Below are 22,934 nucleotides of genomic sequence, written 5' to 3'. Positions count from 1 at the left end.
GATGACAGCGGGCGGGCGCATCCCGCCCACGCTGATCCTGATGTCGGGCTCCACCCTGTGGGGCCTGACCTGGATCTGGCTGAAATACGCCCACGGGCTCGGCATCGGCCCGATCCTGCTCACCGTGATCGCCTACGCGGCGCAATGGCTGATCATCCTGCCGTTTGCCTGGCGTGCCTGGCAGGACCCGGCACGCCCGGCGATCACCCGCCTGAACTGGGAATGGCTCGCCCTGCTGGCCTTCGCCGCCGGCGTCTCGGGCGTGGGCTTCACCATGGCGATGGTCTACGGCGACGTCGTCCGCTCGATGATGCTGTTCTTCCTGATCCCCGCCTGGGGCGTGTTGTTCGGCCGCCTGTTTCTCAAGGAGCCGCTAACACCCGCGCGCGTGATGGCAGTGGTCAGCGCGTTGGCCGGGGCGTTCTTGATCCTCGGCCCGGACTTTGGTGACGGCCTGCGTGCCGCCGATCTGTTTGCGCTGATCGCCGGCTTTAGCCTCGCCGCGGCCAACACCCTGTTCCGGTTTCTCCACGAGCAGCCTATCCCGATCAAGCTCAGCCTGATGCAGGGCTCGACCGTGGCGCTCGGCCTGATCGCCTGGGCCCTGTCCAGCGAGTTCGGTGTGACCCCGACGCTCTCGGCGGTCGGCAGCAGCGCGCTCTACGGGGCGACCATGCTGCTGGCCGCCGTGCTGGCCACCCAATACGCCGTCGAGCGCCTGCCCGCCTCGCGCACCGCGATCCTGATGACCCTCGAGTTGCTGGTGGCCGTGGCCTCGGCGACCTGGCTGGGCGATCGCATCCACGGCGCGCACATCTGGACCGGCGGCGCGCTGATCCTCGCCGCCGCCCTGCTCGAGGCGGCCACCGCCCGTCACCACCGCCCCCCGGTTGCGCCATGCAAGGGCTGAACCCGCAACAGCAGGCCGCCGTGCGGCACATCGACACCCCGCTGCTGGTGCTCGCTGGCGCGGGATCGGGCAAGACGCGCGTGATCGTCGAGAAGATCGTCCACCTGATCGAGTCCAAGGGCACGCCCGCGCGCGGCATCTGGGCGGTGACCTTCACCAACAAGGCCGCGCGCGAGATGGCCGAGCGCATCGGCCAGCGCCTGCCCGCCGAGCGCCGGCGCGGGCTCAATATCTCGACCTTCCACACCCTCGGGCTCAACCTCATCCGCCGCGAGATCCGCACCCTCGGCCTGCGCCCGGGCTTCACCGTGCTCGACGCCGAGGACAGCCTCAACCTGATCAAGTCGCTGCTGCAGCAGAACGAGTCGGCGGCGGGGATGATCGAGCCCAAGGAGGCCCAGTGGCAGATCTCGCAGTGGAAGAACGACCTGCTCACCCCGAGCCAGGCCATGCAAACCAGTGCCGACGAGGTCGAGGCCGCCTGCGCCTCGCTCTACGACGACTACGCCCGGCAACTGACCGCCTGCAACGCGCTGGACTTCGACGACCTGATCAAGCGCCCGGTCGAGCTGCTGCGCGACGATGCCGAGGCACGCGAGCGCTGGCAGAACCGCGTGCGCTACCTGCTGGTCGACGAATACCAGGACACCAACGCCAGCCAGTACGAACTGGTGCGCCTGCTGGTCGGCAAGCTCGGCCGGCTCACCGCCGTGGGTGACGACCACCAGTCGATCTACGCCTGGCGCGGGGCACGTCCGGAAAACCTCTCGCACCTGGCGCGGGACTTTCCCAACCTCACCACCGTCAAGCTCGAACAGAACTACCGCTCGGTGAATACCGTGCTCACCGCGGCCAACCAGTTGATCGCCAACGACCCGACCACCCAGCCCAAGACCCTCTGGAGCGCGGTCGGTCCGGGCGAGGCGCACCGCGTGCTGGTCTGCGACACCGCCGAGGACGAGGCCGAGCGCATCGCCACCGACATCCTGCACCGGCACTTCAAGGACGACTCGCCCTATCGCAACTTCGCGATCCTGTTCCGCGGCAACCACCAGGCGCGCCTGATCGAGCAGCAGCTGCGCAAGCTCTCGATCCCCTACATCCTCACCGGCGGCCAGTCGTTCTTCGAGCGGGCCGAGGTCAAGGACGCCATGGCCTACCTGCGCCTGATGGCCAACCCGTCCGACGACGCCGCGCTGCTGCGCATCATCAATACCCCGCGGCGCGGCATCGGGCCGACCACGCTCGAACGACTGGGCCAGATCGCCCGCGAGCGTCACGTCCACCTGGCGGCCGCCGCCCGGTCGGTGACCGCCGCGCAACGACTCGACAGTCGCGTGCATCACCAGTTGACCCAGTTCCTCGACTGGCTGGATGCCACCCGGTCGCGCATGGACGAACAACCCGCCGCCGAGGCGATGCGCGGCCTGCTCGAGGAAGTCGACTATTTCGGCTACCTGCGCGAGCAGGAGAACAGCGCCAAGGCCGCCGAGCGGCGCTGGACCAACCTGCAGGACTGGCTGGAATGGACCGAGCGGATCGCGGTGGACAACGACTCCGGCGAGTCGCTCTCGCTGACCGAACTGGTGCAGAAGATGAGCCTGCTCGGCATCCTCGAGCAGAAGACCCGCGACCAGGACGACAACGCCGTGCGCCTGTTGACCCTGCACGCCGCCAAGGGCCTGGAATTCCCGCACGTCTACCTCTCGGGCATGGAAGAGGATCTCCTGCCCCACCAGGACTGCCAGGAAGACGATCGGCTGGCCGAGGAGCGACGCCTGTGCTTCGTCGGCATCACCCGTGCCCAGCGCAGCCTGACGTTCACCCTGACCCGCCGGCGCCGGCGCTACGGCCAGTGGCGAGACGTCCGGCCCAGCCGTTTCCTCGAGGAGGTCGAGGCCGACCTGCTGCGCTGGGAGGGCATCGGTGTGCAGAAGAGCGAAGAGGAGAACCGCGCGACCGCCGCCGAGGCAATGAGCGCAATCCGTGCCATGCTGGGGAAATCGTGACTCGAACTCACTGGTAATCATTTGTACTAATGATGCATTAGTTTGTCGGCGCAATGCCCGTGCCGATTTGCTATGCTCCACGCCCGATCCCGTGATCGCCCGTCCAGTTGCCTGCACGAAGGACCCGCGGAACACCATGCAGCCATCCGATACCCCGTCCGATACCCGGTCCGATGACTCGGCACCCCCGTCCCGACCGCGACGCTGGCTGTTTCGGTTCCTGCTTCCCCTGCTGATCCTCGGCGTGGCGATCGTCGCCTTCCTCGCTCTGAAGGCAAGTAAGCCCGACGCTCCCCAGGCTCAGCCCGAGGAGCGTGCCTGGCTGGTCGAGACCATGATCGTCGAACCGGCCACGCGCCACCCGGTACTGACGCTCTACGGCGAAGTCGCCAACCCCGACCGACTCTCGATCAACGCCCCGCTGTCCGCGCGGGTCGCCGCCGTCCCGGTCGAGGATGGCCAGTCCGTGACCCGAGGGGAGCGCCTGATCGAACTCGATTCCCGCGACTTCCAGCCCGCCCTGACGCGCGCCAGGGCCAACCTTGCCGATCTCGAGGCACAGATCCGCGAGGCGCGGGCGCAGCACGAATCCGATCGCCAGGCACTGGCCCTGGAACAGGAAATCGTGCAGAACGCCGAGACGGCCCTGTCGCGCAGTCGTGACCTGCGGGGTCGCAACCTCGCCTCGCAGGCCGACGTCGACAACGCCCGGGATGCCCTGAGTCAGGCGCGACTGGCCCTCAATACCCGCCGCGAACGCCTGGCCACGTTCGATGCCCGGCTCGCCGGGCTCGAGGCCCGCCGCGAGGCCGCCAAGGCCGACGTGCTGGCCGCCGAACGCGATCTCGAGCGTGCCCGCGCCGAAGCCCCGGCCGACGGCCTGGTCGGCAACGTCGAGGTCACGGCGGGCGACCAGGTCGCCGCCAATGCCACCCTGCTGACCTTCTACCCCTGGGACGGCTTCGAGGCACGGGCCCTGATTCCCTCGAAACGGGTTGCCTCGATGCTCGAGGCGTTACGGGCCGGCGATCCGCCCCGGGCCCGCACGCGGGAGTCCGGCGCAGCACTCGAACTCGAACGCATCGCCGCCGAGGCCAGCGGTCAGGGCGCAACCGGACGGTTCCGTTATGTCGAGCCCGACCCGTCGCTGCGCGCCGGCCAGGTCGTGACGATCGAGCTTAAGATGCCGGCGGTCGATAATGCCGTCGCCATCCCGCACAGCGCGCTGTACGGCAACGATCACGTCTACCGTATCCGCGACGGACGACTGGAACGCGCCCGGGTCGAGCGGCTGGGCGAATACCGCGGCGATGACGCGACCGGCGAGCAAGGCGCCCTCCTGGTGCGCGCGCCGACCCTCGCGGCCGGCGATCGCCTGGCGACCACCCAGCTGCCCAACGCCGTCGACGGCCTGAAGGTGCGCTGGGAGGACAAGGCGGCCAGCCCAGGCAGTCCCTCCACGGCCGGGGCCGACGAATGACCGACGGGCAGCCGCGCGGCGTGCTGGAGCGTTTTGCCCGTCACCGGGTCGCCCCGCACCTGGTGATGCTGCTGATGGTCCTCGGCGGGCTGTTCGCCCTCTCGCGGATGAACATCCAGTTCTTCCCCAATTTCGCCGTGGACATCGTCACGGTCTCGGTGGTCTGGACCGGCGCCTCGGCCGAGGACGTCGAACGCGGCATCACCAACCCGCTCGAGGAACGCCTGCGGGCCGTGCCCGACGTGGACACCATGACCTCCACCTCGGCCCAGGGCATCTCCACCATCACGCTGGAGTTCCTGCAGGGCACCGATCCGGTGCTCGCGCTCAACGACGTGCGCGAGCAGGTCGACACCTTCCGCAACTTCCCCGCCGATGCCGAAAACCCGCAAATCAGCCGGGCGCCCAAGTTCGACCCGGTCGCCCGCCTGCTGGTCTACGGCGACGTCGAGCGCGGCGCGCTGCGCCAGTGGGTCGATCGCTTCGAGCGCGAGCTGATCGACCGGGGCATCGACCGGGTCACCGTCAACGGGGTGCCCGAACAGCAGATCGCGATCGAGGTGCCTTCCGCCTCGTTGGCCGCACTCGGCCAGTCGTTGCCGCAACTGTCGGAGACGGTCGATGCCCTCTCGCGCGACGTGCCGGCCGGCGAGTTCGGCAGCGCCGACGGCGGCCGGGAGCTGCGCGCGGTCGAACAGCGCCGCCGCCCCCTGGAATTCGCCAACCTTTCGGTCATCAGCAGCCCGCAGGCGCGCCTCGACCTCGACCAGATCGCACGCATCATCCAGGAGCCGCGGCGCGATTCGCTGCTGCTGCGCCATGAGGGCATGCCGGCGGCCGAACTGGTGCTCCAACGCGCCGAGCACGGCGACAGCCTGGAGTCGGCGCGGGCGCTGCAGCGATGGGTCGACGAGACGGCCCCGACCCTGCCGCCCGGCATGCACGTCAAGGCCTACGACCAGTCCTGGCAGCTGATCCGCGACCGCATCAACCTGCTAGTCACCAACGGCGCCGGCGGCCTGATCCTGGTCCTGGTGCTGCTCTACCTGTTCCTGCCCGGTCGGGTGGCCTTCTGGGTCGCCGCCGGTATCCCGGCCGCCTTCCTCGCCGCGCTGGCGATCCTCTGGCTGATCGGGGGGTCGATCAACATGATCTCGCTGTTCGCCCTGATCATGGCGCTCGGGGTGATCGTCGACGACGCCATCGTGGTCGGCGAGGACGCCGATGCCCACTTCCGTCACGGCGAGGCGCCCCTGCTCGCCTCGCAGGGGGCGGCGCGGCGGATGTTCTGGCCGGTGATGGCCTCGTCGCTGACCACCATCGCCGCCTTCATGCCGCTGCTGGTGGTCGGCGGCACCATCGGCCAGATCCTGCGCGACATCCCGGTGGTGATGATCTGCGTGATCGCCGCCTCGCTGGTGGAGGCCTTCCTGGTGCTGCCCGGCCACCTGCGCGGGGCCTTCAGTGGCCGACATCGCGATGACCGGCTCGGCCAACGCCAACCCGGCCGACTGGCGCGCCTCCGGGCGGGTTTCGATCGCCGCTTCGATCACTTTCGTCAGCAGCATTTCCGGCCGGCGGTGCGGTTCGCCATCGGCCATCGCGGCGTGACGCTGGCCACGGCGGTCGCCACGGTCATCCTCGCCGTCGGCCTGCTCGCGGGCGGGCGTTTGGGCTTTACCTTCTTCCCCACCCCCGAGTCGCAGATCGTCTACGCCAACGCCACCTTCGTTGCCGGCACCGACCGCGAGCGCATGAGCGCGTTCATGGACGAGCTCGAGCGCAGCCTCGAGCAGACCGAGGACGAGCTGGGCGAGCCACTGGTGCAGACCGCCATCGTCCGGTTGGGCGGGACCATCGGGGCGGAAAGCGGCACCCAGGGCGACCAACTCGGGTCGATGCTGATCGAGCTGGTCGAACCGGACGCCCGCAGCACCCGCAACGCCGAGTTCATCCGTACCTGGCGGGAGAACACCCGCGTGCCGCCGGGCATGGAAAACTTCTCGATCAGCTCGCGCCAGGGCGGACCGCCGGGCGCCGACCTGACCGTGCGCCTCAAGGGCGGCACCACCGACGATCTGAAAAACGCGGCCGTCTCGCTCGCCGAGACCCTCAAGGGCGTGCCGGGCGTGGTCGACGTCAGCGACGACCTACCCTACGGGCGCCAGCAGATCACGTTCTCGGTCAATGCCCAGGGCCGGGCACTCGGGCTGACCACCATCGACGTGGGCAACCAGCTGCGCGCGGCCTACGACGGCGCGTTGAGCCAGATCTACCAGTCCGGTCCCGACGAGGTCGAGGTCCGGGTGCTGTTGCCGCGCGCCGAACGCCGGCAGATCGCCTCGCTCGACGACATCAGCATCCGCACCGACGACGGCAGCTTCGTGCCGGTACGCCAGGTGGTGGACCTCGGCTCGCAGCGCGGTTTCGAGGCCATCCGCCACGCCGAGGGCGTGCGCGCCGTCGAGGTATCCGCGGAGATCAACCGCGAGCTGGCCAACGCCGAGAACCTGCGTGCCGCCCTCGAGCGCGACACCCTGCCGGAACTGGCCAGCCGCCACGGCATCGGCTACAGCTTCGAGGGTCGACAGGCCGATCAGCGCGAGACCATGGCCGACATGAAGTTCGGCCTCTACCTGGGGCTGGCGCTGATGTACATCGTGCTGGTCTGGGTGTTCTCCGCCTGGACCCTGCCCCTGATCGTGCTCACGGTCATCCCGCTGGGGCTGGTCGGTGCCATCTTCGGCCACTGGGCGATGGGTATCGAGCTGACCATCCTGTCGCTGTTCGGCCTGTTCGGGCTGTCCGGTATCGTGGTCAACAACGCCATCATCCTGGTCGCCTTCTACCGCGACCAGCTCGCCGCCGGGCTGTCGGTCGACGAGGCGCTCGAGCAGGCCGCCGTCCAGCGCCTGCGCGCGGTGATGCTGACCTCGCTGACCACCATCGGCGGTCTTACCCCGCTGCTGTTCGAGACCTCGCTGCAGGCGCAGTTCCTGATCCCGATGGCCACCTCGATCGCCTTCGGCCTGGGCTACTCCACCCTGCTGGTGCTGTTCGTCATCCCCGCCCTGCTCTCCCTGCGCGAGAGCATCAGCCAGCGGGTGATGCCGGCAAATGCCGAGGCGGCGTAGGCGATCGGGCATCGCGCCTGAAGGCGCTCCTACGAGATCGATTCGAGCGTAGGGGCGGCTTTAGCCGCGATGCCCCGACCCACGCTTCACAACACCGACAACAGGTTCCGCACCGCCAAGCGCCCGGTGGGCGAGACGCGATCCTGGCACAGGGCCGAGTGCAGCTCGGCGGTGGCCAGGGCGTCGATCAGGGCGTGGTGGGCGTGGTAGCGCGGCAGGTGGTAGCGCCCGCGCAGGGCATCCAGGCGCAGCTCGCCCGGGCCGTGGTGCAGGTGGCGGCGCTCGAAGCCCTGTCGAGCCAGTAGCAGGGTGTCGATCACCGGAATGGCTAGCCCCGCGCCGAAGTGCCGCCGGCAGGCGGCATTGAGAAAGGCGATCTCGAAGCGCGCGTTGTGCGCGACCAGCACGCGGCCGGTCAGCGCCTCGAGCACCTGCTCCAGGGCGACGCGCTCGGGCAGGCCCTCGGCGGCGGCATCGTCGGTGATGCAGTGGATCACCGCGCTCTGCTCGGGGATGCCGATCCGCGGGTTGATCACCTCGTGGTGCGCGGTACCCAGATCGATGGTCGGGCCGCGCATCACCACCCAGCCCACGCTCAGCAGGCGATCCTGGCGCGGGTCGAGCCCGGTGGTCTCGAAATCGAGCACCAGGTACTCGCCCTGGCGCCAGTCGGCATCGATGTCGGCCACGGGCGTATCGAGAAAGTGGACCAATGCCGAGTCGGGCTTGGCCCGGCGGCGGTGATAGCGCCGGCGCAACGCGAGCCAGCTGGCATGCGGAAACCAGGACAGGCGCAGGCGGGCCATCTCAGCGGGTGCCGCTGACGTCGAAGTGGGCACGCACCCAGCGCTGGTGGTCATCGACCACCCGGAAGGCATCGCGCAGGTGATCACGCTCCAGGCCCGAGAGCCGGTCCGGGTCGAGCCGGTTATCCAGCGGTTCGCCCCGCCGGGCCTGGGCGGCCTGGTGGCGGGCGCGCAGCACGTAGAACAGGCGCCAGGCATCGACCAGCCCGGCCGCGGCCGAGGCCGAGAGGCCACCGGCCGCCGACGCGGCCTGCAGGCGACGCACGGTGTGCAGCTCCGGCAGCCCCAGGCTGACCGCGTGCAGGCGAGCAAGGTCGGCAATCGGCATCAAGCCGTAGCGCTTGAGATCGAGCCGATCGTCGTGTTGCTCGTCGTCGACCACCACCAGCCGGCGGAAAAAGCCCAGCGGCATGCGGATGGCCAGCGCGTTGTTGGCCAGGCGGCGCTGGAAGATGGTGTTCGATACCGCCAGCGGGCGCACCGTGTCCCAGAGGGCATCGAGCAGCGAGTCGTTTCCGGCGACCACGCGCATGTCGAAGAAGTTGGTCGCCAGCATGATCGAGTGCGGCTCGGGCTGCTCGATCCAGTCGCGGAAGATGCGGGCCCAGCCGGCCACCGACTGGCGCCAGTCCGGGGTAGTCGCCATGGTCTCGCCCGGGCACGGCTCCAAGCCCGCCGCGGCGAGGCCCTCGGTGACAAACTGGGCGAAGCGCTCGAACCACTCGCCGTGCTGCGCCGGGTCGAAGGCCTCATCGAGGATCAGGGCGTTGTCCTGGTCGGTGAACGCGGTCTGCTCGCGTCGACCCTGGCTACCCAGCGCCGCCCAGGCCCAGTCGACCGGCGCCGGGCCAAGCGCCTGCTCGGCCAGTTCGGTCAGCCGGCGGGTCATGGCGTCGGTGACCGTAACCATCGCCTCACCCAGCGGCTCGGCCTCCGCGCCGATCGCGACCAGTTGCGCCTCGAGATCCGGCAGGCGCGACCCGACCCGGGCGATCGCCTCGAGGTCCGGGGCGGCCATCGCATCGCGGACCAGGTGAATCGAATGGGTGCCCTGGTGGCGCAACAGGTCGGAGGTCGACAGGATACCCACCAGCGCGCCGTCCTCGGCGACCACCGGCAGGTGGTGGATATTGTGCCGCGAGAACAGAAGCGAGGCCTCGAATGCCGAACTCGTCGGGGCGACCGTGATCAAGGACTCGGTCATGATCTCGCGCAACGGCGAATCGACCGACACGCCCGCGGCCAGGCAGCGCCGGCGCAGGTCTCGATCGGTGACCAGTCCCACTAATCGTTCGTCCTCGACCAGCAACAGCGCCGAGACCTGTGCCTCGGTCATGATCTCGGCGCCCTGGCGGATGGGGATGTCCGGCGAGGCGGTGATCGGCTCGCGTCGCCGCAACGCCTCGACCGTTGCCGCCATCAGTGCCTCCGGGCGACCGCCCTGGCCCAGCTCGCTCAGGGCGCGCTCGAGCCGCTCGCGACGGCTGCGCTCGAAGCGCCAGGCAAACACCGGATGCGCCTCGAGCAGATCCTCGAACGCCGGCAGCGGCAACTGGTAGAGCAGGCTGTCCTCGACCACCGCCACGGCGGGCGTCTCGGCAGTGTCCTCCCCCCGGGCCTCCGGCTCGGTCGGCTGGGGGGCGTCGAGGTAGAGATCGGTCTCGCCGAGTTTCTCGCGCAGGCGCCCGTCGGGCTCGCGCACGGCCAGCGCGCCGCTGCGCACGATCCACAGGCCGGGCTCGGCATCGGGTGGCGGGAACGGGCGACCGCGGCGCAGGTAGCGCACCGTCAACCGCCGTGGCAGGGCGTCCAGCACCTTGCCCGGCAGCTCGGCGAAGGCCGGCACCTCGGCGATGAAATCGCGTATTTCCCAGAGTTCCGCGGCCATCTTGGCTCCTTGCCGGTCGGGCCAGGCCGACGGGCCCGGCGTGGCGATTCAATCAGCGGATCGGCCCTCAGACCCCATAGTAGCCGCGATACCACTCGACGAAGCGGGCCACGCCCTCCTCGACCGGCGTGCTGGGCGCGTAGCCGACGTCGTTCTTGAGGTCCTCGACGTCAGCGTAGGTGTCCGGCACGTCGCCCGGCTGCATCGGCAGGAGATTCAGCTCGGCCTTCTTGCCGGTGGCCTCCTCGATCAGCTCGATGTAGCGCAGCAGTTCCACCGGTCGGTGGCTGCCGATGTTGTAGACGCGCCAGGGGGCGAACGAGGTGCCGGAGTCGGGGGTCGCCGCGCTCCAGTCGGGATTCGCGGTGGCGACGCGGTCGAGCGTGCGGATCACCCCTTCGACGATGTCGTCGATGTAGGTGAAGTCGCGGCGGTGATGGCCGTGGTTGAACACGTCGATCGGCTTGCCCGCGAGGATGTTCTTGGTGAACTTGAACAGCGCCATGTCCGGGCGCCCCCAAGGGCCGTAGACAGTGAAGAACCGCAGGCCGGTGGTGGGCAGGTCGTAGAGCGAGGCGTAGGTATGCGCCATCAGCTCGTTGGCCTTCTTGGTCGCGGCGTACAGCGACAGCGGATGGTCGACGTTGTGGTGCACCGAGAACGGCATCTCGGTGTTCGCGCCGTAGACCGAGCTCGACGAGGCGTAGACCAGGTGACCCACGTCGTTGTGGCGGCAGCCCTCGAGGATATTGGTAAAGCCCACCAGGTTGGCGTCGATGTAGGCGTGCGGATTCTCCAGCGAATAGCGCACCCCCGCCTGGGCGGCCAGATGCACCACGCGCTCGGGTTTGACGCGCTCGAACAGGCCGGCCATGCCGGCGCGATCGGCGACGTCGAGTTTCTCGAAGGAAAAGCCCTCGCGGTCGGTCAGCCGGGCCAGGCGGGCCTCCTTGAGGCTCACGTCGTAGTAGTCGTTGAGGTTGTCCAGCCCGATGACCGTGTCGCCGCGGTCGAGCAACCGCGCCGATAACGTCGAGCCAATGAAACCGGCGGCGCCGGTGACCAGAATCCGCATGCCTGCTCCCGTGACAATGGTGGTGCGCCCCAGGTGGCGGGGCCGTGTGGCCTTGATTATGCCTGCCGCGACACCCCCCTCCAACCGGGCCCACGACGCGGGTCGGGATGGGCCAGCCATCCCGGGCGGACCACCCGGTTCCCACCCCGCGTCCGACCCCACCCCCAAGGCTGGAAGACAAAAATTTTTTTCCTGCCCGCGGGTTTTATTGATGGCGGCAACGGCCGGTCGACGGACAGCCGTGTCAGGACGCGGGGTTAGCGGTTTTTCCACCGCGTTTATCCACAGGCTGTGCACGGCTTGCCCAGATGCTTCCAACAAGTCCCGCACCGATTAATACACAGCATATAGTGGTATTGACTCCATCAGAGCACAGTATTTGCGATTTCCCCAGTTGACTTTGCTTGGCCAGCGACCACAATCAAGGCTCTCGAGGGGGCCGCGATCGACTCGATCGTCAGCCCCGACATCGCACGGCGAGTCGCCCGGTGATCCCCCAGGCGGCGACACCGGGACCGGCCGTGCGACCAGACTCGGGCCGTCGCGCTGGCGACGCCAGACGCGGCCCATCCACGCCCCGGCATGCGGGGCGTGGCAAGGACAATTCACGAACAGGGAATCGGCGTCCCGCGCGAGCGGGCCTTCGAACCAGACCACAGAGGACGGATCAGCGGCATGAGCACCAGTCAGACAGTAGAAACCCCGACCCAGGCGTACCACGAGCAGACCGGCAACGCGGCCAGCGGCATCGAGAACGCCGCGGCCACCCCGGGCCAGGTACGCGTCATCCGCCGTAACGGCAAGCTGACCGCCTACGATCCGTCCAAGATCAAGGTCGCCATGACCAAGGCCTTCCTGGCCGTCGAGGGCGGTGGCGCGGCGGCCTCCGCCCGCGTCCACGAGTCGGTCGAGGCCCTGGTCTCGCTGATCGACCAGGCCTTGAAGCGTCGCCTGCCCGGCGGCGGCACCGTCCACATCGAGGACATCCAGGACCAGGTCGAGCTGGCCCTGATGCGCGAGGGCCACCACAAGGTCGCCCGCGCCTACGTCCTCTACCGCGAGCAGCAGGCCCAGAAGCGCGCCGCGGAGATGGAGGAAGAGAGCGAGACCACCAGCGAGAAGCCGGCGATCCGCGTCACCCGCTACGACGGCACCACCGAGCCGCTGGACACCGTGCGTCTGTCGCGCCTGGTCGACGAGGCTTGTGCCGATCTCGAAAGCGTCGACAACCAGCGCATCGTCGACGAGACCATCCGCAACCTCTACGACGGCGTCGCCGAGCACGAGGTCAGCACCGCGTTGGTGATGAGCGCGCGCACCCTGATCGAGATCGACCCGGCCTACTCCCAGGTCGCCGCCCGCCTGCTGCTCGACTCCATGCGCACCGAGGCGCTGCGCTTCGTGCACAACCCGGTGACCGCCTGCACCCAGGCGGAGATGGCGACCATCTACCCGGACTACTTCAAGGAATACATCAAGGTGGGCGTCGAGCACGAGCTGCTCGACCCGACCCTGCAGCAGTACGACCTCGAGCGACTGGGCCAGGCACTGGATCACGAGCGTGACCTGCAGTTCACCTACCTCGGTCTGCAGACCCTCTACGACCGCTACTTCCTGCACCAGGACGACGTGCGCTTCGAGCTGCCGCAGGCGTTCTTCATGCGCGTGGCGATGGGTCTGGCGATCAACGAGATCGACCGCGAGGAGCGTGCGATCGAGTTCTACCGCCTGCTGTCGTCGTTCGACTTCATGTCCTCGACCCCGACGCTGTTCAACTCCGGCACCCTGCGCCCGCAGCTGTCGAGCTGCTATCTCACCACCGTGCCGGACCACCTCGACGGCATCTACGGCTCGATCCGCGACAACGCGCTGCTGTCCAAGTTCGCCGGGGGCCTGGGCAACGACTGGACCCGCGTCCGGGCGCTGGGCAGCCACATCAAGGGCACCAACGGCAAGAGCCAGGGCGTCGTGCCGTTCCTCAAGGTGGCCAACGACACCGCCGTGGCGGTCAACCAGGGCGGCAAGCGCAAGGGCGCGGTCTGTGCGTACCTCGAGACCTGGCACCTGGACATCGAGGAATTCCTGGACCTGCGCAAGAACACCGGTGACGACCGCCGCCGCACCCACGACATGAACACCGCCAACTGGGTGCCGGATCTCTTCATGAAGCGCGTCGCCGAGGAAGCCGAGTGGACGCTGTTCTCGCCGGCCGAGTGCCCGGACCTGCACGACCTCTCCGGCACGGCCTTCGAGAAGGCCTACGTCGAGTACGAGGCCAAGGCCGAGCGCGGCGAGATCAAGAACTTCCGCAAGATTCCGGCGGTCAACCTGTGGCGCCGCATGCTCTCGATGCTGTTCGAGACCGGCCACCCGTGGGTGACCTTCAAGGACCCCTGCAACCTGCGCTACACCAACCAGCACGCCGGCGTGGTCCACAGCTCGAACCTCTGCACCGAGATCACCCTGCACACCAACGACTCCGAGATCGCCGTGTGCAACCTCGGCTCGGTCAACCTCGCGCAGCACACCACCGAGAACGGCATCGACGAGGAGAAGGTCGAGCGCACCATCAGGACCGCGATGCGCATGCTCGACAACGTGATCGAGTACAACTACTACTCGGTGCCGCAGGCGCGCAATTCCAACCTGCGCCACCGCCCGGTGGGCCTGGGGATCATGGGTTTCCAGGATGCGCTCTACAAGCAGAAGATCCCGTACGGCTCGGATGCGGCGGTCGAGTTCGCCGACCGCTCCATGGAGACGGTCAGCTACCACGCCATCTCCGCCTCCAGTGATCTGGCCGCCGAGCGCGGTCGCTACGCGAGCTACGAGGGCTCGCTGTGGAGCCGCGGCATCCTGCCGATCGACTCGATCGAGCTGTTGGCCGAGTCGCGTGGCGAGTACCTCGACATGAACCGCGACCAGACCCTGGACTGGAACGCCCTGCGCAAGAAGATCAAGAAACAGGGCATGCGCAACTCCAACACCATGGCGATCGCGCCGACGGCGACCATCTCGAACATCTGCGGCGTCTCGCAGTCGATCGAGCCGACCTTCGAGAACCTGTTCGTGAAGTCCAACCTCTCGGGCGAGTTCACCGTGGTCAACCCGTACCTGGTCCGCGATCTCAAGGACCGCGGCCTGTGGGACGAGGTCATGGTCAACGATCTCAAGTACTTCGACGGTTCCGTGCAGGCGATCGACCGCGTGCCGGACGAGCTCAAGGCGCTGTACGCCACCGCCTTCGAGATCGACCCGCGCTGGCTGATCGAGGCCGGTTCGCGCCGCCAGAAGTGGATCGACCAGGCCCAGTCGCTGAACCTCTACATGGCCGAGCCGTCGGGTCCGAAGATCGACAACATGTACAAGCTCGCGTGGGTGCGTGGTCTCAAGACCACCTACTACCTGCGCGCCGCCTCCAAGACGCGGATCGAGAAGACCACGATGAACAAGCTCGACGGCAAGCTGCGCGGCGTCTCCGCCGATCCGGCGGCCGCCGCCGGCCCGAAGGCCTGCTCCATCGACGATCCCGAGTGCGAGGCCTGCCAGTAAGGCCCGCGAAGGCACTACCGAATTGACGTGAATACCGCCGGGCAGCCGCCTGCCCGGCCCGGTGAGAACCGGAAGAAAAAGGAGAGAACCATGCTCGATTGGAATGACCCGCTGAAGAAAGGCAACGACGAACCCGCCCACGCCCCGAACGCGGCCAGCGTGATGCCGGCCTCCTACGATGATGGCCAAGAGCATCACTTCGACCCGACCGCCGCCGAAGGCGCCGACCAGACCGGCCTGGGTGGTATCGAGGCCAACGCCGGGCGCGTCGACGTCTCGGAAAAGCGCATCATCAACGCCAAGGCCGACGTCAACCAGCTGCTGCCGCTCAAGTACCAGTGGGCCTGGGAAAAGTACCTCGCCGGCTGCAACAACCACTGGATGCCCACCGAGGTCTCCATGCAGGCGGATCTGGCCCTGTGGAAGTCCAAGGACGGCCTGACCCAGGACGAGCGCAACATGGTCATGCGCAACCTCGGCTTCTTCGCCACCGCCGAGAGCCTGGTCGCCAACAACATCGTGCTGGCCGTCTACGAGCAGGTCACCAACCCCGAGTGCCGCCAGTACCTGCTGCGCCAGGCCTTCGAGGAAGCGGTCCACACCCACACCTTCCAGTACATCGTCGACAGCCTGGGCCTGGCCGAGGGCGAGCTGTTCAACATGTACCGCGAAGTGCCGTCGATCACCGCCAAGGACTCCTGGGCCCTGAAGTACACCCAGAACCTCTCCGACGGCACCTTCAACACCTCCACGCAGGACGGCGCCCAGAACTTCCTGCGTGACCTGGTCGCCTTCTACGTGGTGTTCGAAGGCATGTGGTTCTACACCGGCTTCGCGCAGATCCTGTCACTGGGCCGTCGCAACAAGATGACCGGCATCGCCGAGCAGTACCAGTACATCATGCGCGACGAGTCGATCCACCTGAACTTCGGCATCGACCTGATCAACCAGATCAAGATCGAGAACCCGGAACTGTGGGGCGAGGCCTTCCAGCACGAAGTGCACGAAATGTTGCGCGAGGCCTGCGAACTCGAAATCGACTACGCCCGCGACACCATCCCCAACGGCCTGCTCGGCCTGAACGCGGAGATGTGCGAGGAGTACATGCACTTCATCACCAACCGCCGCTGCAGCCAGATCGGCCTGGCCGAGCTCTATCCGGGGGCGACCAACCCGTTCCCGTGGATGAGCGAGGTGGTGGATCTGAAGAAGGAGAAGAACTTCTTCGAGACTCGGGTTACCGACTATCAGACTGGGGGCGCCCTCACCTGGTAAGCCAGAACAAACAATGTGAAGTGACGAATAAGGTGAAAACTGAGACACATAAAGTGAAATAAAGTGACGAATAACTTGAAAACGGAAAGAGCTTGACCTAAAGGGGTGTCCGTAGGGCGCCCTTTTTTTATGAGGTTTTCAGTGGCAAAGCATGGAGCACGCAAGATCACGAACCGAGGCCGACGCGATCGCGTCATTGGCCAGTTCATGAGCGTAAAGATGAAGAAAGCAGTCTGGTGGGAATCCCAACTGGAAAGGGACTACTGTTACATTTTGGAGCATGACCAGGATGTCATCGCCTACCGATCCCAGCCAATCACGATTTCATACAGCTTCGAGGACAAGATCCTCAAACATACCCCGGACTTCGAGATCATACGCCGAGGATTGGACCTTCCGCAGTACGTCGAGATCAAGCCGGACGAGAAGGCTATGAAGGACGAGTTCATTCGCCTGCATCAGGCTCGCAGCGCCTTCTTCCACGCGCGGGGGTGCGAATACCTCCTCCGCACCGGTAGCCAGATTCGGGAAGGACACCGACTCAACAACATCAAGCTGCTCTACCGTTATGCACAAACACCACTCGACCCTTTGGTGGTGGCTGGACTGCACCACAACGTGCCCACACATTCCGAGCTTTCCATGGAAGAGTTGATTGCCCAGTGTGCCGACTATGGTGCCGACCGGTCGGTCTGCTACGCCCTGATGTACCAAGGTCAAATAGTGTTTGACCTGGACAAGCCGATTCGGCCTGACATGTCGGTCAAAGCGGCCTGGTCTGCTCAGGAGGAATCATCATGAGCCGTTACCAGTTTACTCCTGGCCACCACATCGCCTACCGCGGCGGCATCTGGCACATCGACAGCTCAGACCCTAATACTCAAGTATTGAGGCTTCGCAGGCTAAGTGATGGCCAAGTCATCTCTATGCCCATGAAGGAAGCTGTTGAACTGTTGGTTCGAGAGGCAATCGAATTTGTCAGCTACGAAGAGGCAACGACAACCACTCCGAATGTGAGCCATTGGGTCTTGGCAGACTTTGCCTCCAAACCTGCAGAGCAAAAGAAAAAAGGACTGCGACGCCTTAAATACGTTCAAGCGGTCAATGAACTTAATTTGGAATCCTTCACGGAAAAAACCTTGACGCCCGTCATTGCCAATGTGGCTAAAGAGATTGGCGATCCCAAACCGCCCTCTTGGATTTCATTGTATCGATGGATCCGTGCCCACAAGCAGGCTGGATCAGATATCCGAGCCCTCTTGGACGACAATGCGAGCAAAGGCAATCGTCGCAACCGTCTTAGTCAAGGAGTGACGTCAATCATTAAGCAGTCGATTGACTCGGTTTTCTTCCGTCTGAGCGCTCCGAGTGTTGCGTCGGTCTACGAGGACATTCTGTTGCGTATTCACAAAGAGAATCGGATGCGCAACCCAGATGATGCCTTGGTAGCTCCTTCCTATCGAACAGTGCTCAGACAGGTGCGCAAGCTTGACCCTATGCTGATCACGGAAAAGCGTAGGGGCAAGCGTGCGGCCGAACGCGAGTTTCGTGCCTATGGCCAAGGCGTGGTCACAACGCGCCCCTTGGAGCGTGTGGAGATAGACCACACCCAACTAGACATGTTCGTAATTGATGATGAGAGCCACCTGCCCCTAGGGCGGCCTTATCTGACCGTTGCCTTGGATCACTTCACGCGATCGGTCGTAGGCTTTTACATCAGCTTCACGCCGCCCAGTGCGATTAGCGTCATGGAATGCTTGAAACATGCCATTTTGCCGAAGGTGGCGCTACACGCGAGTTACCCCAAGATAAGGAATACTTGGGATGTTTACGGCGTATTCGAGACACTTGTAGTCGACAATGGCAAGGAATTTTACAGCACAGCATTTGAGGAGGCTTGCCTTCAACTAGGTATAAACATCCAATATTCACCGCCCCGGCAACCTTGGTACAAATCATCGATCGAACGCTACTTCGGTACCGTAAACAGGAAGTTGATCGACAGCAATCCCGGCAAAAGCATGAAGGAGCTGGTTCAGTTGGCTGAGTACAATCCAGCCAAGGACGCGGTCATCATGTTCTCATCTTTGGTGGAGATCATGCATATGTGGGTTGTCGATATTTATCAGCAGACGTTCAATGAACGCATCGAAGACACCCCGTCTGCCAAATGGCGCAAGGCGGTTGAAAAATTCCCCCCGATCCTCCCCAGAAGCAAGAGCGAACTTGAAGTAGTGCTCGGCTTGCAAGAGACGCGAAAGATTCAACCCACCGGCGTCCAGTTCGAAGGACTGCGCTATAACTCACCCAGCCTCGCTCACCTACGTCGCCGCTTGGTGGACAAACCTGTGGTCGACATCAAAATCGATCCCTCGGATATCTCGCATATCTATGTTCTGGACCCGATCAAACAGGAATACATCCGGATTCCGGCCGTGAATCAGGAGTACACCGCAGGCAAGACGCTGTTCCAACACCAAGTCATTAAAAACAACGCACGCGAGCACGCCCAGTCCACCGTCAATATGGCGGCCTTATTCGAAGCCCAAGAGCGAATCCAGAAGGTCATCGAAAACGACCGCGGCCTAATTAAAAAACGCAAGGGAACCCAGAAGCTGGCACGATTCAACAATGTTTCCCAGAAGACCAAAGATTCGCGCACGGGACCCATTTCAGAGGAAACCATCTCAAGAGATGACCTCATTCAAGAGAATGAAACCAATCAGGAAGAAACTGTTGCTGATGCGACACCACAAAGCGCCAAGCCCAGCGAGGATGAACTCCTTGCGTCGTTGTACGAAGACACCGATGGCTGGGAGGCAGGATATACGCTGAAACGCAAAGGAGAGGAGGAGAGGGGTGAGTAAATTTGGAGAGCTTGCGAACGATGAGCTCGATCGCATTCGCTGGATCGAACAGATTTATGTCATGTACCCGCGCATCAGGGAACTGGTAGAACTCATTGGGGAGTGCCACGAGGCCTCGAAAATCACGGCAGAACCCCAATGTATGTTCCTAACCGGTAGTTCTGGTGTCGGAAAGACCAGTTTGATACAGCAATACCTGGAACAGTACCCGCCCATCGATGAGACGGATCGAACCCATGTACCTGTATTTCACGCAGAGATCCCTGCCAAAGCAACTATCAAGGGTGTCGCCACGGCCCTACTGGACTCTCTTGGTGACCCAGCTCCTGATCGCGGAACCACTGTCACCCAAGGTCAGCGCCTAGCCCATCTGATCGAACATTGCGGCGTTGAACTCATTCTGCTGGACGAGTTCCAGCACTTGATCGACAACAAGACCCAACGTGTTGTTCAGGACGTTTCTGACTGGATTAAGTCATTGATCAATAGCACGAAGGTGCCGATGATATTGATCGGGATGCCAGAGTCAGAGGCTATCCTTGAAACGAGTCCTCAACTTAAACGCCGTTTCATGGTGCGAAGACGCCTCGCCCCGTTTTCATGGAAAGCAGATCAGGGACAGGTTGAATTCCGAAAATTCCTAGCCGAGGTCGAAAAGAAGCTTCCTTTGCAAGCTGCATCTCGCTTGGCTGAAATAGATCTCGCGTTTCCTCTCTACATCGCCAGTCATGGCACAGCGGCCAATGTCATGACCTTGATCAAGCAGGCGGCCCGATTCGCCATTCAGGATGGTGATCACAAATTGGATGCTGGTCATTTTGCCCGGGCGTACGAGCGGAGAAGCATCCAAGGCGACGAGTTCCCTCAGAACCCGTTTCAAGTGGATCTGGAAGCCATCAAAACGTGGCCGATGGTACAGAAAGAGTTCGAAAATCCGCTTGGTACCAGCAACAGGATTCGCCCCAAACAGAAAAAACTGACTGCCTCCGAGGTGCTAAATCGCAGTTGATTGCCATGGGGTATACACAATGACGCAGACGGCCAGACGAAAACTGCTAATCCGACCAGCCCCGATGTCGGACGAAAGTCTGCCGGGTTACCTAGTACGCCTAACTGAAGCCAATGCGTATGACTCGCCCAGTGTGATCCTTGGGCTGACCGGTTTGGCTAATAGCAATAGCTGGCTTTCACGCATCCCACCCATCGCCAAAGGCCAGGCTAACCTCAAACCCTTGGCCGCGATCGTCGACAAGACGAGTGAAAGCCTTGAGGGGCTGAGCTATCAACCAGTTTCAACAGACTCCGAACTTCGGCTGAGAGTCGGCCTAGCCCAGGTCCCAAGCAACCTGCTCTCATTCCGAAAACCCGCTGTTTGCGTTAAGTGCCTTACAGAGAGTGAATATCACCGGCAACTATGGGACCTCGCACCCTATACCGCCTGTCACGCGCATGGGATTGAGCTGACCAGTTTATGCACGGCATGCGGAGAGTATATCAACTGGGCGAGACCAAGTGTGTCCAAGTGCCGGTGCGACGCGGATCTCACGGCTGTCAAGCCCGTCAGTGCAGATGAGGAGAAGCTCCTCGTATCGCGCATGGTGGCCGAGTGCATTGAAACGGGGACGATAACTGATCACCCCCTTGTCAAAGACATGGCCTCACTTGGAGCGCTACTCCATATAGGTTACATGCTCACCAAGAAACGGCCTTGGTCAGGCGCCACGCTTGGCATTAGGGACTGTCCGGTCGAGGAGCGCCGTAACGATGTGGCTACAGCCTTCGCGCCCTTCTCTCAATGGCCTCTAAGCTTCGAAATATTCTTGAGAGACGTCATTAAAGTTGAGCGCGCCAAATTCCCTTTTTTTAGCACTTCTGCACTCATGCACCGTGTGAGCATGACCCTAGACCGCTTCCCCTATAAAGATGAGCAACCGGCGGTCTATAACACAATAATGGACAAGTTCCACGATTTTATTGCCTCGGATGAGGCCCGAGCAATCTCCCCCCTCGACCCACCTAGAAAACCTGAAACTCTCGGTCTGATAGGGTCGAAATCAACAATCGGGCTACTCGATGTAACAGCTCCGAGTTTTGCATCACTTGCTAAGCACCATTTGCCAGACCCCCAAGAGGATGGTTGTTACTTTTTCAAAGACGTCATAGATTTAAAGAACACTTTAGATCAACTCGTTACCCTAAAGGAAGCCGCGCACATCCTTGGCATTTCGCCTCATAATGCCAAACTCCTGCTTAGTGCCGAAGTCATCAAAGCTTTTCGCGGACCTCAGATCGACGGCTACCGAGACATTCTAATCGATGCTATGACCCTCAACCAGATGTTGGCCAAGATTGACGAACGAAACGTCCTATTAAGCAACGAGGATCGTCGAGGCAGTGTAACAGTTTCTGAGTACCTTAAAACGCACAAGAACTCGTCCACCAAGAAATTTTCACAAATAATTCAAGCAACATTAGACGGAATTATAAATGTTGTCGGATTCGACAAGGAGCTAGGTCTCTTAGGGATATATCTCGACAAGGCCTCCCTACTACGTTTTATCGGGATAAATGATCCTGATCGGGATAATTTGCTCACGGTGGGTGACTTAACCAGAAAACTCAACCTCTACAAGAGTGCTGTTTACCAACTCATGGCGAACGGATTGATCCAATTCCAGAGGCGTAAGATCAATCATCGAACCCCCCAGCGCTACATCACAAAATTGGAATTAATTCACTTCCGAAAGCAGTATGTTTTGGCCCGGGAGATTGCCACAAAACATGGCTTTAATGTCACAAACTTAGCTGAACGCCTCATGAATGCGGGTGCGACGCCAGTATCTGGCCCTGGAATAGACAGTGGCCTAATCTATGTATTCCCCCGGCGCCAGATTGACCAACTAGACATGTCCGAAATCAAGCGCAATACGATATATAGAACTCGCGCAGGCCGGCCAAAAAAAGGTGAGCGAAGTCTTCGTGCTGAAGCAGAGACCCGTTATATGGATTCCGAAGATGTGGCTAAGTTGTTGGGCAATATAAGCGTCCAGAAAGTCGCCCGCCTTGTGAAGGGCGGATTCCTAAAACCGTTGGAGCATGGCGGCGCGCTCGGCAATAAGCGTTTCTTCTCTCGAGAAACAGTAACAGCCTATCTAGAAGCGTACCAGGATAACAAAGAACTCGTCGGACTAGAGCATGTGACGAAGTGGCTAGGGATTGCCAAGCGTCGCCTTGAAATCGACTGGCTCAAGCCCAAACGCCTTGTACTTGTTGACGATGGTCTCGGTGGTCGCTATGCCAAGCGAGGAGATCTGGAACGCATCAAAGCGTTACGGGGTTTTGCAGTCAGCACACAGGAATTAGCAAACCTGACTGGGAAGACGCGGCAAGATATCGGCAACGCCATACGTCTTGGCAAGCTTTCCCCAATTTCCGGCCCGGGGGTGGATGAATTCAGCAATTACATGTTCGACCACGAGATTGGAGTTCAGGCGATCCTTCCACAAAATGACTAGGCTACTCGTTATTTCCAAAATCTGTGGAATTAAGGATCCAGACGCCAACTCCCAAACTTGCCATACTCACTCAACCTGTCAGTGCAAAACAGGCCGCCCACGCCTGTCTGAATGAGTCGACAGGTAGGCATTACCAATACCTCCGCACGAGCGACCGTACCAACAGACTGGCACTCGCAGGAAGCATCAGCCGAACTACTGGGACAATCAGCCAGGAGCATCGCTCTGGACAGAACACCGCATCCCCGGAAGTTTGCAAGGACGGAGATCACCAGTGTCAGGATCAACTGTCGCCGGCCAAACCGGCGCAGCATTGGGCCGGCAATCACCAGGGGAAGATCGGCATCACTCATGCCCGGAGGATATTACGGTTTGCCGTGGCCGACACCACCCGAACGACGGGTAACCGGCGCCCGATACGAA

Annotated in this window: 13 protein-coding genes; 10 read left to right on the top strand and 3 right to left on the bottom strand. The window is 63.1% G+C overall.

Going from position 1 to position 22,934, the window contains the following annotated elements:
* Window position 1 precedes the first annotated feature (1 nt).
* From FAZ79_RS06720 to FAZ79_RS06705, 4 genes are all read left to right on the top strand, one after another.
* Window positions 2–910: a DMT family transporter gene (locus tag FAZ79_RS06720; RefSeq protein ID WP_136867215.1), complete on the top strand. Its 909-nt coding sequence runs from the start codon at window positions 2–4 to the stop codon at window positions 908–910.
* The gene (locus FAZ79_RS06715) at window positions 898–2,919 is read left to right on the top strand and encodes a UvrD-helicase domain-containing protein (protein WP_136867214.1); all 2,022 of its coding nucleotides are present in this window, start codon (window positions 898–900) and stop codon (window positions 2,917–2,919) included. The genes FAZ79_RS06720 and FAZ79_RS06715 overlap by 13 nt, the downstream gene beginning before the upstream one ends.
* A 136-nt stretch (window positions 2,920–3,055) precedes the next feature.
* The gene (locus tag FAZ79_RS06710) at window positions 3,056–4,399 is read left to right on the top strand and encodes a biotin/lipoyl-binding protein (RefSeq protein WP_136867213.1); all 1,344 of its coding nucleotides are present in this window, start codon (window positions 3,056–3,058) and stop codon (window positions 4,397–4,399) included.
* Window positions 4,396–7,533: an efflux RND transporter permease subunit gene (locus FAZ79_RS06705; protein ID WP_247709514.1), complete on the top strand. Its 3,138-nt coding sequence runs from the start codon at window positions 4,396–4,398 to the stop codon at window positions 7,531–7,533. The genes FAZ79_RS06710 and FAZ79_RS06705 overlap by 4 nt, the downstream gene beginning before the upstream one ends.
* Window positions 7,534–7,619: 86 nt before the next feature.
* Here the strand turns inward: FAZ79_RS06705 and FAZ79_RS06700 are convergent, their stop codons facing one another.
* The 3 genes from FAZ79_RS06700 to FAZ79_RS06690 all read right to left on the bottom strand — a co-directional run bounded on the left by FAZ79_RS06700 (window position 7,620) and on the right by FAZ79_RS06690 (window position 11,302).
* Entirely contained in the window at window positions 7,620–8,339 is a 720-nt protein-coding gene (locus FAZ79_RS06700; protein ID WP_169303627.1) for a 3'-5' exonuclease, read from the bottom strand.
* Between the two features lies 1 nt (window position 8,340).
* A complete protein-coding gene (locus FAZ79_RS06695) occupies window positions 8,341–10,227 on the bottom strand; it encodes a DUF294 nucleotidyltransferase-like domain-containing protein (RefSeq protein ID WP_136867210.1) in 1,887 nt (628 codons plus the stop codon).
* Between the two features lie 67 nt (window positions 10,228–10,294).
* Window positions 10,295–11,302 (bottom strand): NAD-dependent epimerase, encoded by a 1,008-nt coding sequence (locus FAZ79_RS06690; RefSeq protein ID WP_136867209.1) that lies wholly within the window; start codon window positions 11,300–11,302, stop codon window positions 10,295–10,297.
* A gap of 582 nt (window positions 11,303–11,884) precedes the next feature.
* On the opposite strand from FAZ79_RS06690, the gene FAZ79_RS06685 reads away from it, so the two are divergent.
* The 6 genes from FAZ79_RS06685 to FAZ79_RS06660 all read left to right on the top strand — a co-directional run bounded on the left by FAZ79_RS06685 (window position 11,885) and on the right by FAZ79_RS06660 (window position 22,511).
* On the top strand, window positions 11,885–14,854 hold the full coding sequence (locus FAZ79_RS06685; RefSeq protein WP_331281108.1) for a ribonucleoside-diphosphate reductase subunit alpha: 2,970 nt from the start codon (window positions 11,885–11,887) through the stop codon (window positions 14,852–14,854).
* Between the two features lie 90 nt (window positions 14,855–14,944).
* The gene (locus FAZ79_RS06680; RefSeq protein WP_136867207.1) at window positions 14,945–16,129 is read left to right on the top strand and encodes a ribonucleotide-diphosphate reductase subunit beta; all 1,185 of its coding nucleotides are present in this window, start codon (window positions 14,945–14,947) and stop codon (window positions 16,127–16,129) included.
* Window positions 16,130–16,348: 219 nt separating this feature from the next.
* On the top strand, window positions 16,349–16,930 hold the full coding sequence (locus FAZ79_RS06675) for a TnsA endonuclease N-terminal domain-containing protein (RefSeq protein ID WP_204742155.1): 582 nt from the start codon (window positions 16,349–16,351) through the stop codon (window positions 16,928–16,930).
* Window positions 16,927–18,996, top strand: coding sequence for a Mu transposase C-terminal domain-containing protein (locus tag FAZ79_RS06670; protein WP_136867206.1), 2,070 nt, complete (start codon window positions 16,927–16,929; stop codon window positions 18,994–18,996). Before FAZ79_RS06675 ends, FAZ79_RS06670 begins: the two co-directional genes overlap by 4 nt.
* Complete coding sequence (locus tag FAZ79_RS06665) at window positions 18,989–20,005, top strand: TniB family NTP-binding protein (RefSeq protein ID WP_211238812.1); 1,017 nt, start codon at window positions 18,989–18,991, stop codon at window positions 20,003–20,005. Before FAZ79_RS06670 ends, FAZ79_RS06665 begins: the two co-directional genes overlap by 8 nt.
* A gap of 19 nt (window positions 20,006–20,024) precedes the next feature.
* Window positions 20,025–22,511, top strand: a complete 2,487-nt coding sequence (locus tag FAZ79_RS06660; RefSeq protein WP_136867205.1) for a TniQ family protein — start codon at window positions 20,025–20,027, stop codon at window positions 22,509–22,511.
* Window positions 22,512–22,934: the final 423 nt, after the last annotated feature.

It is taken from the genome of Guyparkeria sp. SB14A, assembly GCF_005096345.1.
GTDB classification, from domain to species: Bacteria; Pseudomonadota; Gammaproteobacteria; order Halothiobacillales; family Halothiobacillaceae; genus Guyparkeria; species Guyparkeria hydrothermalis.
Note: the sequence above shows the minus strand (reverse complement) of the source record. Positions and strands in the feature narration are given on the sequence as shown.

What these genes read in the sequence shown, in the direction of transcription:
- FAZ79_RS06720 (WP_136867215.1), top strand. Translation starts at nt 2, where the DNA reads ATGACAGCGGGCGGGCGCATCCCGCCCACGCTGATCCTGATGTCGGGC.
- FAZ79_RS06715 (WP_136867214.1), top strand. Translation starts at nt 898, where the DNA reads ATGCAAGGGCTGAACCCGCAACAGCAGGCCGCCGTGCGGCACATCGAC.
- FAZ79_RS06710 (WP_136867213.1), top strand. Translation starts at nt 3,056, where the DNA reads ATGCAGCCATCCGATACCCCGTCCGATACCCGGTCCGATGACTCGGCA.
- FAZ79_RS06705 (WP_247709514.1), top strand. Translation starts at nt 4,396, where the DNA reads ATGACCGACGGGCAGCCGCGCGGCGTGCTGGAGCGTTTTGCCCGTCAC.
- FAZ79_RS06700 (WP_169303627.1), bottom strand. Translation starts at nt 8,339, where the DNA reads ATGGCCCGCCTGCGCCTGTCCTGGTTTCCGCATGCCAGCTGGCTCGCG.
- FAZ79_RS06695 (WP_136867210.1), bottom strand. Translation starts at nt 10,227, where the DNA reads ATGGCCGCGGAACTCTGGGAAATACGCGATTTCATCGCCGAGGTGCCG.
- FAZ79_RS06690 (WP_136867209.1), bottom strand. Translation starts at nt 11,302, where the DNA reads ATGCGGATTCTGGTCACCGGCGCCGCCGGTTTCATTGGCTCGACGTTA.
- FAZ79_RS06685 (WP_331281108.1), top strand. Translation starts at nt 11,885, where the DNA reads ATGCGGGGCGTGGCAAGGACAATTCACGAACAGGGAATCGGCGTCCCG.
- FAZ79_RS06680 (WP_136867207.1), top strand. Translation starts at nt 14,945, where the DNA reads ATGCTCGATTGGAATGACCCGCTGAAGAAAGGCAACGACGAACCCGCC.
- FAZ79_RS06675 (WP_204742155.1), top strand. Translation starts at nt 16,349, where the DNA reads ATGAAGAAAGCAGTCTGGTGGGAATCCCAACTGGAAAGGGACTACTGT.
- FAZ79_RS06670 (WP_136867206.1), top strand. Translation starts at nt 16,927, where the DNA reads ATGAGCCGTTACCAGTTTACTCCTGGCCACCACATCGCCTACCGCGGC.
- FAZ79_RS06660 (WP_136867205.1), top strand. Translation starts at nt 20,025, where the DNA reads ATGACGCAGACGGCCAGACGAAAACTGCTAATCCGACCAGCCCCGATG.